Source organism: Bradyrhizobium sp. RDI18, from assembly GCF_043203335.1.
Classification (GTDB): Bacteria; Pseudomonadota; Alphaproteobacteria; order Rhizobiales; family Xanthobacteraceae; genus Bradyrhizobium; species Bradyrhizobium retamae.
Map to the genome: position 1 here is coordinate 2,227,996 of NZ_JBICRN010000008.1, position 12,987 is coordinate 2,240,982.

The window sequence follows — 12,987 nt, forward strand, 5'->3', positions numbered from 1 at the left end:
GCGGTAGCGTGAATGCGGCGACCGCCGGAGGCGGAGAGATCAAGGCCCAAGATCGTGGCTCCCAACAGCAGGATCTCCGGCTTGTGGGTGTTGACAAGATCGGTCAACGCCATGCTGTAGGACTGGTTGCGGTAATCTGCGAGCATGTTGTCGGCGACGAGATGGACAAGGTCCTCGGCGTAGGAGAAGAATTCGACCGCGGCGCTGCGTGTCGCCTCGCCGTCCGGACCGATCTCGACCGCCGCGCGAACAACCTCCAGTTTCTCGGCAAGCTTGCTGCTCTCCCCCATCAGCTTCCAGGAGATTGGATGCACCTGCCCGCGCTCCTGTTCGATGAAGACCAGACATGCTTGTCAGCGTTGAATGCCCCGGCAGCGCCTTCTTGGCGGCGCGCCGTTGCGCAGGCAACGCGGGAGCTCTTATCACGTCGCTCATCGCCAAGACCCTTCAGATCAGGCATCGCGGGCTAGCGCCGCAAGGTCGGTTTCAAGCTTGGGCTGGTGCTTGAAGATGGCGTCGATCAATGCTTGCGCCGGCTGCTCGGCGGCCTCTACCAGCACCGCCTTCTCAGCGCGCGCGGACGGCGCGAAGACACGCTTGACGATGGTCGGCGAGCCCTTGAGACCGCATTTGGAGATGTCCTCGACACCGGCCTCCTGCGCACTCCATTTCACGATCGGCGTCCGGGCGGCACGCAATGCATCGGCCATGGCGCCGCGGCGAATCTGGTTGGTTGCCTCCAGCATGGTGATGAGACACGGCAGGCTGGTGCGAAGGACCTGGACGCCACCTTCGGAGCGCCGTTCCGTTTCAATTGTGCGTGCGGTGAGATCCAGGGCCCTGATCTTTGCGACGTAGGTAAGCTGCAGCACACCGAGCCGCTTCGCGACGCCGGGCCCAACCTGCGCGGTGTCGCCGTCGATGGTCTGCTTACCGGTGAAGATGAGGTCCGGCGGGCCATATTCCTTGCCGACTTTGCGGATGGCGGTCGCCAGCGCGTAAGTCGTTGCCAGCGTATCGGCGCCCGCAAAGCAGCGGTCGGTGAGCAGTACGGCGCGATCGGCGCCAAAGGTCAGCGCTTTGCGTAATGAGTCCTCGGCTGATGACGGCCCCATTGTAAGGACGGTGATCTCGCCGCCGAACTTATCGCGCAGCTCCAACGCGGCCTCGAGCGCGAAGAGGTCGTATGGGTTAATGATGGTCGGCACGCCCTGACGCATGATCGTGTTGGTCACGGGGTGCACGCGGATCTGCGCGGAGTCGGGAACCTGCTTGATGCAGACGACGTTGTGCATGTGCTTCTCCAGACGTTGCAACGGCTGGCGAAGAGAACAGCAAGTGTCGTACCATTGCGCGAATTTCAAAATCAGGCAGCAATACAATGGCCTTTGGGAAGCGTCATGTCACTGTAGCCTGACGTTCGCCGGCGGAATTGCGACATTCGTCGTGACTACGACAGCCCGGTTCGCGCGGCCTGATTTGTCGTTAATCTGGATCAAGGAGAGCGGCTCAAAACGGGACGCGCTTTGCTCGAGTCGATCCATACGCGATCCCGAGTCTCCGCAGCGGCCGCTGCGCTCACGGAGAGCGTAAGCGCTGAGCCGACTTGCACTGGACGATGCTTCGCATCGCCAGGGGCAAGACCAGCGCCGCAATAAGCTTGCGGCGCCTGCGACCGCCTGGCACACGGCGGTCCCTTCGCGCGCAGGGCCGCATCGCGCAGCGGTCGCTGCATATGACGCCGGGCAAATTGAACGAGGTCGAACACCCGATGGTCTCGCTGACTATATCCGGCGTGAGCTAATGGTCGATGGCGACACGGCCAACGAATTCGCGATGACAGCGCCGCGTTCGCACGACCGTTGCGGGCATGGGACCGCCGGTGGTCGCGCGGGCTGATCTCGAGGATGACAAAATCGGGCCGACGCGGGGGTCGCATCCGATCGTGATCGGGTCCAAGTCCGCGCCAAACCAACCAAGCCTCTATGTCTGTTTCTCCAGCTATTCGCCCCAACGGCGATGGTCACGGCCCCGACATACCCCAAGTCCGACACTCCTTTCACAAGCGCTTGATCTCGATGCCATATTTCCTCAGGGCGTAGCCAATCTGGCGCGGCGTAAGTCCAAGCAGGCGCGCCGCCTTTGCCTGCACCCAGCCGGATCTTTCCATGGCCGCGATGACACGCTCGCGATCTGTCATCTTAGCACCACCTACGAGGGCTGCGCCGACTGGCGCTAGCGGAGCCAGCTCGCTGCCGAAAGGCGGGAGCGATGTAGCAGCCTCGGCCGGCGATGTGGCCGGCTTGGCGGGCACTGGTACGATCGGCCGCGGCTGCAGCGCTATCTCGTCCGATCCGCTCTTCCACAGCATCGCGGAAAGGCACTGGCCGTGGCAGCAGGCAAAGTCGTCTCTCACGATCGATGGCCCCGGTGCCAGAGTCGCGGTCCGCTGCACGCAATTCTCAAGCTCGCGGACATTTCCGGGAAAACCGCAGTTCATCAGTACTTCAATCGCACTCGTATCGAAGGTGAGCGTACGGCCGTTCTCGCTGTTGAAATTCCTGAGAAACTTGGTGGCGAGGAGCGGGATATCACCGCGCCTTTCGCGCAACGGCGGCAGCAGCAAGGGAACCACGTTGATGCGATAATAGAGGTCGGCGCGGAACTCGTTCCTTGCCACCGCCTCTTCCAGGTTCTTATTCGTCGCGGCAATCACGCGAACATCGACCTTAATGGTCTGGTTGCCGCCGACGCGCTCGAATTCCTGCTCCTGCAGCACGCGCAGTAGCTTTGCCTGGAACGAGGCCGAGATCTCGCCGATCTCGTCCAGAAATAGCGTCCCCTTGTCGGCGAGCTCGAAGCGACCCTTGCGCGTACTGAACGCGCCGGTAAAGGCACCCTTCTCATGACCGAACAATTCGGATTCCAGTACCGTCTCAGTCAGCGCCGCGCAATTGAGTTTTATGAAGGGCCGCTTGGCGCGCGCCGACTGCTCGTGAATGGCCTTGGCGACCAGCTCCTTTCCGGTACCGGACTCGCCGCGCAACAGCATCGTGCTGTTTGATTTGGCTACGACCGCGATCTTCTCGAGCAGCTTGCGCAACGCCGGGCTGTCGCCAATAATCCCCTCGACATGAACCTTCTTGCGCTCCCGCGCAGGCTGCTTGAGCTCGGACAATTCCTTTTGCAGCCGGTCCTTCTCCCCCATCAATCGCTCGCGGTCACACGCGAACAGGCGATGCAGCTTCACTGTCTGCCCCACTAGGTTGGCAATCATTGTGAGCAGCCGCACGTCGTAATCGAGCCGAACGCTCGACGCGTTGTCCAGGATGCGGTCGATCGTCAGCGTGCCCACGACATTCGAATCGATGCGAATGGGAACGCCGATGAACGACACTCGCATGTCGTCGGAGGCCCCGAGCACCTCCTTGTCCGCAGCACTAAAGGCCGGATGCACTGCTACGTTTTCGGCGACGAGCGGCTTGTCCGACGCCACGATCTCGTCGATTGCCTTCTGCGGCAGGCGCATCCGGTAGCGCTCGTCGCTGCCTTCGCTCCAGCCGGCGCCCACGGTAATGTCCGGCACGCCATCATCGTGGAACAGAGAGACGAAGCCGTGCCGCATCTGCACAAACGATTGCAGAAGATCGACGACGTTGGCCAGCGTGACTTCCAGCCGGCAGGGGGCGGTGAGTACTTTTGATATTTCGAAGATCCCGATAATCGCGCTCTCGTACAACGGCACATCAGGGACCGCGTCGTCCGTCTCGGAGTTTGAGTTAGGCCTTTCGCGTACGGAAGGGATATGCAGCATGACGACGTCTCCGTTGTTATGACCATCCTCCCTGTCCTCCTGTTCAGATTTGCGAATATTGTGTTGCATGTCATCCTCGATCTCGCCGCCATTTTAGGATGAAGCAAAAGATAACTTCTATTATGGCACGATGGTAAAACTTACAGCGCGTTGAGCGCGGCATGACGGTAAACTTACAGTGCTTTGACTTGCTTACTATTCTCTGCTCTTCCGCACCTGTCGTTCGCATTCCGTGGGAACACGAATTCCATTGATGTAGATCAAATCAGCTGCGATTTGTTTGTTGCAGGTGCAGTCTATCACACGTGTTGGCCACCATTGATCGGCACCTCGGTGCCTGTGACATAACTTGCCGCATCCGAGCAAAGGAAGAAGATGACCTTCGCGACTTCTTCGGGTGTGCCCACTCGGCGCAGCGGAATATTTGGTACAAGGAGCGCTTCCGTGTTCGGCGACAAAATGTCTGTCTTGATCTCGCCGGGCGCAATCGCATTCACGCGAATGCCATACGGTGCATAGTCGTACGCCATCTCGCGCGTGAGACACGCGAGCGCAGCTTTTGATGTCGCATAGGCAGAGCCGGCAAACGGGTGCACCCGCGAGCCTGCGATTGAGGTCACGTTGACAATTGATCCGGTTGCTGCTTTCAGCTCGTCAAACAGGCCTTGCGCGAGCAGGATCGGCGCCACCAGATTGAGGTGGAACACCCTCATCCAGGTCTCGACTGACGTCGTCAACGCCGTCAGTCGTGCGCCATTCGGCGTCTTCGGTGAAATGCCGGCATTGTTGATCAATGCGTGCAATGGCGCGCCCGCGAGGCGCTCCTTGACCTCGGCGATGGCGCGCGCCAGCATCCGATGGTTGCTGAGGTCGACTTGGACATGGTTGTCGGCCCCTGACTCCCACGGGCAGCGCCCGCCATCGAACGGTTGGCGCGCGCAAGAAATGATGCGCCAGCCCGCTTCCGAAAACAGCTTTCCGGTGGCATGACCAATGCCGCGCGACGCGCCGGTTAGCACCAACGTCTTCTGTTCTCCCTGCTGGATGCGGACTCTATCGGTGTGAAACGGACAGCCCACGTCGATCGCGGACGGTGGACCGGCGACCGCTTCGTCGTTTCTCAGATCGAGACTCAAACGCGCCTCCTATTCCCTTGCCCTCGCCCGTGAACGCGGTGCAGGATTTGGGCCAGTGCGATGCAGAGGAACGCTCGCACGTTTTTGCGGCCCAATGTCGCGTTCGCAACAGCTTGTCGGGTTCCACACATCATGCGCGTTTGCTTTCGGAACAGTAGCAAACGCTGGTGCACAAGCCGATTTTCGAGTCTCGCATAACGTGCGCGGCACCCCCCATTTGGCTCCGCTCTTGCTCCATGGCCCTAATGCGCGCTGGTTTATCGAAAAATATTGTCAATGCGGTCGGGCCAGGTCCGTCAGCTAAATTGCTGCGCATATCAGAACCGCCGGCGAATTCGCTTAGTTCGCTCTCACACCGTTCGATGCGGAATGAGATATTGCTGTTGAGCAATCCGCCCCTCCTCTACCGGCCACGTCATTCCAATTCATCATTTCGTGATCGAACTGGGTCTCACGACAGGTGGCAGCAAGCTCTCCCCTGCAGGCGTTTCTCGGCGGCCTATCGCCATCGCAGTCTTCATTGAGCGTGGCGATATTGGGGCTCGCGGTCGGCTAGCTCGGCTTGCTGCTGCGGCGGCGGAGCTGCCAGGCAGGCATAGTTTCTCATCTCGATCGCGCAATCGACCGCGGCGACGGCCGAAACAGCGATTGACAGCCCTCGCATGAACGGCCGCTTCACAGCTCGAGGCCGCGATCCGCGAGCACCTTGTGCATTACCGCGCTCTTGATCTCGCGGGCGATCTCGTTGCGGATCTCGGCTCCGAGCACCCGCTCGGCATCGGCATCGTCTGTCAGGCCATCCTCGGCGAGCCGTCTATTCAGGCGGCTGTCGAACTCCTCTCCCATCGCATCGATGAGCCGCTCCTGCATCACTGCATGGTCACCGGGGGCGACGCGTCTCACCACGCTCTCCCAAGGTTGCCAGCGCCTTGCCAGATAGTCTCCGAATCCCGTCGCCTCCTGGTCCCGCACCGATGTCGCGGCCATGGCAACGTCGTCTTCTGTCACGTGAGAGATGTTCAAGAAGCGCATGTCTGGGGCGACGTGCCGCAGCTCCAGGGGTCGCGCAGCTGAGTCTGGTAGGCAAGATAGACCTCGATCTCGTCGATGTCGGCGTCCGGGTCGGCACGGCGGAGCGAGTTGACCGTCTCGCGCGCGATCCCGTCCAGCGCCTCCAAGCGGAACATCACACGGCCGTGTTGGAGCAATTCGTCGAGCCGCCCGTCATAGGCTCCGTCCTCGACATCAGCGTTCAGGCGTGCGGTCTGCATGCCGTTCCAGGCCAAAGTGATGCGATCCTCGCAGCTGTCGCTCGCTCTAAAGCCTGCTCGAAATAGTGCTCGCGCAATCGCGGCCTGGCCGCCGCTTGCCGCAGATCCTCGGCCACCGCCTGCCGGAACGCCTCGTTGCCATAGTTCACCGTGCCACGGAGCCTGTCGAGGAAGCGTGCGTAGTCCTGGGCACCTGGCTCTTCGGCGAAGCGCTGCCAGGCGGCCACCGTCCCAGTATCGCCCTCGAGCCAGTGCGCGACAACCTCGTGCAGAGGCCGCGGCTCGACCTCCTCCGCTTCCTCGGCCATAGACAAAAAGATCTGCGGGCCGGCATAGTCCCCGGCATGCATGGCTGTCGCCAGGTTGGTCAGTACCCCCTCGGGCAGCGGATTATTCTCCAGATCAACGCTGGACTCACGGCCCAGCTGCGTCAGCAGGGTCTCTGGCACGCTGGTCAGCTGGTTGTTGCTGGCGCCGAGCCATAGGAGCTCGGCGGGGACCATCTCGGGCAGGCTCGTCAGCTGGTTATGGGTAACGCTGAGCCATTCGAGCTCGGCCGGGAGGGGCTCGGGCAGATTGGCCAGCTGATTGTAGTCGACGTTCAGGCGCTGGAGCCCGGCTGGAAGGTCGGGCAGACTGGTCAGCTGATTGTTGTCGACGTTCAGGCGCCGGAGCCCGGGCGGCAGGTCTGCGGGCAGGCTGGTCAGCCCGTTGCTGATGGCGTAGAGCCGCCGGAGCCCGGCTGGAAGGTCGGGCAAGCTGGTCAGCCGATTGTTGCTGGCGTACAGCCGCTGGAGATCCGCTGGAAGGTCGGGCAGGCTGGTCAGCTGATTGTTGTCGACGTTCAGGCGCCGGAGCTCGGGCGGGAGGGGAGTGGACAAGGCGGTCAGGGACAGGGACGACAGATCCAGCGGCTCATCGACATCGCCCGCCTCCCGCCAAGCCCTCATTCGACTTACTGCCTCTTGCCGATCCTCGTCTTCGCCCTGCCCCTCTTCGGCAGTCCGGCCCACCAGGACCTGGTACTGCGACGAGGCGGGGTCGGCGGCGGACGCCTCCGCCTCCGTCAAGGCTTCGACCCACTGCGCCGCGGCCGGGGACCCTGGTTCGGAGGTTTCGGATTCGGAAGTCTCGGAAGGAGTGCCAGCGCCAAGCTGGGCCCGTTCTGCATTCATCGATGCCGTCTCTTCGGTAGCCAAGTGAAGGGAATGCGCCGGAGCGGTGCTTCTCGAAGTCGGTAGCTCTCACCATGGATGGTGATCACCGACCGGCGAAGCAGGCGATCACGGAGCGCGGTTAACACGCTGCGCCATTCGCCCACAGGGCAGTTGCAGCAAGACTAGCCCGTCCGGACGGAATCTACGGTTAACGAAAGGGTTTAGGGTTGTTTCGTTAAAGCAATACATCCCGTTCTCCTCTGCAGCAGATCAAGCGGACCTCTCAGTCCAGATAGACAGTATCTCAATGCTATAAGACTTAGCTGTCCATAAACTGACGAGTCTCGGAAGAGTCATAATGCGCCGATGGAAGCCCATCGACGTCTCTTGAAGCTGCAGCGTCAGTGGGGTCCACTGAAGAAAAACTGGCGACGGTCTGGCGTTCGGGACGCCTTTCGCGTAAAATGCGTGTCTGGTCTACAGCCTGCTCCGCAGACAGCTCGTCTTCAGTGGCGCCAATTTCCAGCTCTTCGAAGGTCAGCGCGCCAACTGGGTCGATCAGCCGCGATGATCGCTCCGATCCATGGCCGTAGATCTGGCGCTGGAGCTTGGCGATCCTAAGCTTCTGCTGGGCGATCAGCTGACCTTGCCCCAAGTTTTATCCAATCCTGAGTTCGCTCTGGTTATTGGATTTGCCCGGTCGGGCGGTGGGAGCGACGGGAGCTGGCGCGGAGCCTTCGGCATAGCGCAGCGCCAGATCCCGGCGCGGATGGCGGGTGAAGGCGAACTCGGACGGGGTCTTCCATCCGAGCCGCGAGTACGGTCGTGTGTTGTTGTAATCGGCTCGCCAACATCCGAGTGCGACGCGGGCTTGGGCCAGTGACGTGAACAGGGTCTCGTTCAACAACTCATCCCGCAACCGACCGTTGATGGGGAAGACGGCCCCGCTCCCTCGGCGCCGGCGATATACTGGCGATGTATGGACCCGCCAACAGGAGCTAATCCCTATGGAAGTCGCGACAATTGGATTGGACATTTCGAAGCACGTATTTCACATCCATGCAGTTGATGGCCAAGGCCAAGTGACCAATCGCCAGCGCCTACGGCGAGGCGAGATCATGTCGTTCTTCTCCTCGCTTGCACCGTGCCTGGTCGGCATCGAGGCCTGCGCCACCGCTCACCACTGGGCGCGCGAGATTCGGCGGTTCGGACACGATGTGAGATTGATTCCGCCAGCCTATGTAAAACCCTACGTGCGGCGAGGAGCCAAGAACGACGCCGCTGACGCGGCCGCGATCTGCGAAGCGGTTACCCGTCCCAATATGCGGTTCGTTCCAATCAAGAGCGTCGAGAACCAAGGCTTCTTGATGCTTCATCGAGCGAGAGGCTTGCTGGTCCGCCAGAGAACCATGACGTCTTGCGCTATCCGAGCTCACTTTGCCGAGTTCGGAATCATTGTCGGACAGGGCCGGCAAAGGGTGGATGGTCTGGTGGACTTGTTGAATGACGAGAAACTGACGCTCCCCGCCCATGCCCGCATGGCACTGGCTGTCCTTGTGAACCAATTGCAGGAATTGGACCGGCAGGTCGAGGCTATCGAAGGGGAGCTGGCTGACATTCAGAGAGAAAATCCGATGGCGAAGTTGCTTTCCTCGATTCCCGGCGTTGGTCCCATAACGGCCACGGCCCTTGCCGCGACTGTGCCGGACCCGACCATGTTCCGCTCGGGGCGAGAGTTCGCGGCCTGGCTGGGCCTGACGCCCAAGCAGAATTCCACCGGCGGGAAGGACCGGCTCGGCCGCATAACGAAACAGGGCGATTCCGATCTCAGGCACTTGCTTGTCATCGGAGCACGGAACGTCGTTCGATATCCGAAGGCACGCTCACGGGTCGGAGGCGGCTGGATCGAAGCTCTACTTGAGCGACGTCGGCCCATGGTCGTCGCGATCGCCGTTGCCAACAAGTTAGCTAGGATCGTCTGGGCGATGATGACGACCGGGGAATTCTATCGGCCTAAGCTCGCGGCCTGAGCTGCCGCGTATCCTGGCCACCTTAAGATGTGAGGGCAAATGACAGCATGATGGAAACCGGCGGAGCTGGGGATCGAGCAAGCCCGAAGAGCTTTAAGCGCAACAAGCGCGACCCGTTGATGAGGCCTCGATCCGCGATCTCCATCAGGGCCAGCGACCATGGTATCGGTCGCACTAACAGGCCGTATACATGAACGCACCCGACCGTCATCCAAAGTGCTGCTAAAATCCCTTGCATCCGCGGGGCCGTCTATACATGAAGCTCTCGATGAAGGCGTTCTGCATGGGTTTGCCCGGCGCGAATGCCATGCGACGCGGCTCTGGTCGGCCCATGCGAGAATGGCTTTGCTGGTGAGTTCGCTGCCGTTGTCACTGACCACCATTCTGGGCTTGCCACGCTCGATCATCAGCCGGTCCAGTTCCCGCGCCACCCGGATGCCAGAGAGCGAGGTGTGGGCCACCAGCGCCAGACACTCGCGGGTACAATCATCCACGACGGCCAGGATGCGGAAGCGGCGGCCGTCGGTGAGTTGGTCCGACACAAAGTCGAGCGACCAGCGGGCGTTCGGCGTCATCGGGACCAGCATCGGCGCCCTGGTCCCGATTGCCCGCTTGCGACTGCCGCGGCGGCGTACCGTCAGCTTCTCTTCCCGATAGAGTCGGAGGAGCTTCTTGTGATTGATCAGATAGCCCTCCCGCTTGAGCAGAACATGCAGCCGCCGATAGCCGAAGCGGCGGCGCTCCTGGGCAATCGTCCTCATGCGCTGGCGAAGATCGGCTTCGTCGGCCCCTGTCCGATATCTCATGGTCATACGGCAGCAGCCGATGGCTTTACACGCCCGCCGTTCGCTCATCCCGAATGCCTCTCGCAGATGGACGACAGCCTTCCACTTCTCCGCGGGCGTCACCACGTCTTTCCCAACAGGTCCTTCAGCGCCGTGTTGTCCAGCATGGCGTCGGCCAGGAGCCGCTTTAGCTTGGTGTTCTCGTGCTCCAACGCCCTCAGCCGCTTGGCCTCCGAGACGTCCATCCCGCCGAACCTGGCCTTCCATTTGTAGATGCTGGCGTCGCTGACGCCGTGATTCCGGCACAGATCGGCCACAGAAACCCCGGCCTCGTGCCTCCTTCAAGATCCCGATGATCTGCTTTTCCGTAAAACGATTGCGCTTCACGCTCTCGTCCTCGTCTTGGGCCAGAGCGAGCTTCAAACTGGATTAAGCCCGTGGGCAAGGTCAGGGCATCCCGCTGGTGCCAGAAAGCTGGCCGCCCGCCAGCCTATCTGATCTCTCCGATCTCGTGCTCAGCCTGCCTCCCGACATCGCATCTTCTCTCGCTGATCTCGTTCTGGGCCTACCTGCGCTCGCCGCGCACCGCGGTCGGCGGCAGACGCAGGTGGTGCGGTACGAACATTTGGTGGCGCGCCCCGACGAGGAAATCCGGCGCGTGATCGCTCGCCTCGGCTACGATCCAATGGGCATTGCATCGGCGATATGGAGCAGCCGGAATATCTTCGGTCCAGTCGCTTCGGGGATCGAAAAATCCTCGAGAGAAAGGCAGTCGATGACCGCTCAGTCTACACTTGGCAAACTGAACTGCGCATTCAAGGGATGCAAGCACTAACGGATGCACTCGGCGCCGGGCTTTTGATTGACCTCGGTTATGAGCAGGAACTTCGGCACGTTCAGCAAGCCGGGATCGTGGATAGAGGTCGGGCCGTAACCGAACAATATCGTCAGGTATTTCAAACCTGGTGGGATTTGCGCCGCGCGTAGCGAGGAGCCCATGCGGCATCTGGCGGAAACGAGTGCGCCAAACAGTATTGTCTGGCAAGCTGAAGAGAACTCCTCCTCGGCTTTCAACCCCTCCATGGTTCGGAACGGCAACATCTAGCCGAGCCCAACATGGACGAGAATTTGCGCCTGGCGAATTCGATAGCGGCTCAGTTGGAACAGGCGCTCACGTTGTCGGAGACCGATCGAGCTGCTGGATTGAATGCCATTCGTGATAGCGAAGCGGCCATCGAGACGTTGCGGGCGGCAAACGTACGGCTTTATCCGCTGGGAAGATCAGCGGGCGGAAGGCATATTCAGCTACGAGCGGTTTGGAGCAGCGCGTTCCCTTGCGGGCGATCCGCGAACTGATCGAGGCAGCGCTGAAGGACGTGTCGCGACTTCCGGAGCCTTTACGCCGGGAAGCCGTTGGTCGATCCCGCCTGAGCGGCTCCTTGCGGGCTCTGCTGCTGGAAGCGTTCTACACGGTGCGATCTGAGCGGCAGTTGATCGAGCAGCTCCACCACAATCTTTTGTTCCGCTAATTTGTCGGACTGTCGATCGATGGTTCGGTATGGGATGCTACCGTGTTCTACAAGAACCGTGATCGGCTGCTCGATGGCGATAGTGCGACGACGTTCTTTGTCGCAGTTTCTGAACCTTACGAAAAACGACATCCGACAGGACGAACGGCGATGCTGCGCAAATGCGAAGCGCGCGCCGATATGATCGACGAGGGTCGGGTTGCAAGTTTCATAAAGCCAGGAGATGTTCGGAGGATTCATCAGTCAAGATCAAACGACTCGGATCGTTCAAATCGAACTCAATAACGCGTGGCGCGAAGAGGCGGGCATAGCGGGTGAAGGCGCTAGTCGGCGGAAAGCGAATCACGGTATCGCATCGCCCGAGGAGATACATCTCGATAAGGGCGGAGATCCCGCCGTCGACTCCCAGTGCTGCACCATGTAATGGCCCGGCCTGATCCGCCTGGAAGCGTTTTGGGATCGTGAAAAGATCGGGAAACACACCCGACAGCTTGTCAAGCACCTGCGCGCTGTCCGTACACAACAATACCCTCACAGGTCCTGGATGTGGTAACGCTTTGGCCGTATCAATGGCAGTGCATACCTGCCGCAAGGCGAGCTCCGCATCGGCCCAGTAGGGCGTGTGCCCCATTATATCTTCGCCGTTGCCGTGCCGAACATGAACCCCGATTATATTGCGCCCTTCAAAGTGCTCTTGATATAGGGCGTCAATCCGAGCTTGAATTTCGGGCCTTGGTTTGATGCTCCGGAATATTTGTCGTTCGGCATTCTGATCGCAACGCCACATCAAACAAGCATCACACACCACGGTGTTGGCTTCACTATCTTGTTCGGCTTGGAAAAGCTCACTCAGCTCATCACGTTCTCGGAAAATCTGTTCATCTGGGCGGTAAACGCAGTCGATCGATGGCTTATTCCACCATGACGGGAAGAAAGGACCCGGGAATGAGAGCTGGTTGATCTCGTCATCGCAGATGACCCGTACGCCCGCGATGTCTTGAATTGGTTCGAAGAACACCGGAAAGGCGTTCGTGAAAGGTTGATTGAGATAACAGGAGCCACGCCAATCAATGGCTAGAGTCCGCCCCGTCCGCTGCGCATAGCGCCAGGCTGACGCCAGGGACCACAGGCAATCACCGAAACCAGTACGTCGTCGAGAAACAACGAACCGGCCGTTCATCGAGCCGCCAACAAACATTTGTGTTTTCCTCGCTAAGGGAATACCGCCTGGATAAGGACGCTACGGAAACTCTACGTATGGCCTC

7 protein-coding genes and 6 pseudogenes are annotated in these 12,987 nt (G+C 60.5%); 3 read left to right on the forward strand and 10 right to left on the reverse strand.

All coding sequences use genetic code 11. The features are described 5' to 3' along the window. Window positions 1–26: 26 nt before the first annotated feature. The 7 genes and pseudogenes from ACFXS9_RS19840 to ACFXS9_RS19870 all read right to left on the reverse strand — a co-directional run. Window positions 27–435, reverse strand: a pseudogene (locus tag ACFXS9_RS19840) (electron transfer flavoprotein subunit alpha); the annotation flags it as partial. A 17-nt stretch (window positions 436–452) separates the two neighbouring features. Beyond that, on the reverse strand, window positions 453–1,295 hold the full coding sequence (locus ACFXS9_RS19845) for an electron transfer flavoprotein subunit beta/FixA family protein (RefSeq protein ID WP_392691361.1): 843 nt from the start codon (window positions 1,293–1,295) through the stop codon (window positions 453–455). 764 nt (window positions 1,296–2,059) lie between these two features. After that, a complete protein-coding gene (gene nifA, locus ACFXS9_RS19850; RefSeq protein ID WP_392691363.1) occupies window positions 2,060–3,814 on the reverse strand; it encodes a nif-specific transcriptional activator NifA in 1,755 nt (584 codons plus the stop codon). A gap of 299 nt (window positions 3,815–4,113) precedes the next feature. After that, window positions 4,114–4,950: an SDR family NAD(P)-dependent oxidoreductase gene (locus ACFXS9_RS19855; protein WP_392691365.1), complete on the reverse strand. Its 837-nt coding sequence runs from the start codon at window positions 4,948–4,950 to the stop codon at window positions 4,114–4,116. A 675-nt stretch (window positions 4,951–5,625) separates the two neighbouring features. Next, a pseudogene (locus ACFXS9_RS19860) lies at window positions 5,626–7,396 on the reverse strand (NEL-type E3 ubiquitin ligase domain-containing protein). Between the two features lie 415 nt (window positions 7,397–7,811). Further along, window positions 7,812–8,018, reverse strand: a pseudogene (locus ACFXS9_RS19865) (IS66 family transposase); the annotation flags it as partial. An 18-nt stretch (window positions 8,019–8,036) separates the two neighbouring features. Further along, window positions 8,037–8,306, reverse strand: a pseudogene (locus ACFXS9_RS19870) (transposase); the annotation flags it as partial. A gap of 79 nt (window positions 8,307–8,385) precedes the next feature. On the opposite strand from ACFXS9_RS19870, the gene ACFXS9_RS19875 reads away from it, so the two are divergent. Then, a complete protein-coding gene (locus ACFXS9_RS19875) occupies window positions 8,386–9,408 on the forward strand; it encodes an IS110 family transposase (RefSeq protein ID WP_392691367.1) in 1,023 nt (340 codons plus the stop codon). Between the two features lie 258 nt (window positions 9,409–9,666). Here ACFXS9_RS19875 and ACFXS9_RS19880 read toward each other — a convergent pair. After that, a pseudogene (locus ACFXS9_RS19880) lies at window positions 9,667–10,580 on the reverse strand (IS3 family transposase); the annotation flags it as partial. Between the two features lie 76 nt (window positions 10,581–10,656). On the opposite strand from ACFXS9_RS19880, the gene ACFXS9_RS19885 reads away from it, so the two are divergent. Then, on the forward strand, window positions 10,657–11,028 hold the full coding sequence (locus tag ACFXS9_RS19885; RefSeq protein ID WP_392691370.1) for a hypothetical protein: 372 nt from the start codon (window positions 10,657–10,659) through the stop codon (window positions 11,026–11,028). Here ACFXS9_RS19885 and ACFXS9_RS19890 read toward each other — a convergent pair. Then, window positions 11,025–11,294, reverse strand: a complete 270-nt coding sequence (locus ACFXS9_RS19890; RefSeq protein WP_392691372.1) for a hypothetical protein — start codon at window positions 11,292–11,294, stop codon at window positions 11,025–11,027. The two genes, ACFXS9_RS19885 and ACFXS9_RS19890, sit on opposite strands and share 4 nt — an antisense overlap. A 332-nt stretch (window positions 11,295–11,626) precedes the next feature. Here ACFXS9_RS19890 and ACFXS9_RS19895 point away from each other — a divergent pair. Then, window positions 11,627–11,830 (forward strand): annotated as a pseudogene (locus tag ACFXS9_RS19895) (transposase); the annotation flags it as partial. Between the two features lie 100 nt (window positions 11,831–11,930). On the opposite strand, the gene ACFXS9_RS19900 reads toward ACFXS9_RS19895, so the two are convergent. After that, a complete protein-coding gene (locus ACFXS9_RS19900) occupies window positions 11,931–12,920 on the reverse strand; it encodes a nodulation protein NodZ (protein WP_057847908.1) in 990 nt (329 codons plus the stop codon). Window positions 12,921–12,987: the final 67 nt, after the last annotated feature.

Bases quoted from the DNA above. Each gene is read 5' to 3' on its own strand.
- ACFXS9_RS19900 (WP_057847908.1), bottom strand. From the start codon at position 12,920: ATGTTTGTTGGCGGCTCGATGAACGGCCGGTTCGTTGTTTCTCGACGA.
- nifA (WP_392691363.1), bottom strand. From the start codon at position 3,814: ATGCTGCATATCCCTTCCGTACGCGAAAGGCCTAACTCAAACTCCGAG.
- ACFXS9_RS19845 (WP_392691361.1), bottom strand. From the start codon at position 1,295: ATGCACAACGTCGTCTGCATCAAGCAGGTTCCCGACTCCGCGCAGATC.
- ACFXS9_RS19890 (WP_392691372.1), bottom strand. From the start codon at position 11,294: ATGTTGCCGTTCCGAACCATGGAGGGGTTGAAAGCCGAGGAGGAGTTC.
- ACFXS9_RS19875 (WP_392691367.1), top strand. From the start codon at position 8,386: ATGGAAGTCGCGACAATTGGATTGGACATTTCGAAGCACGTATTTCAC.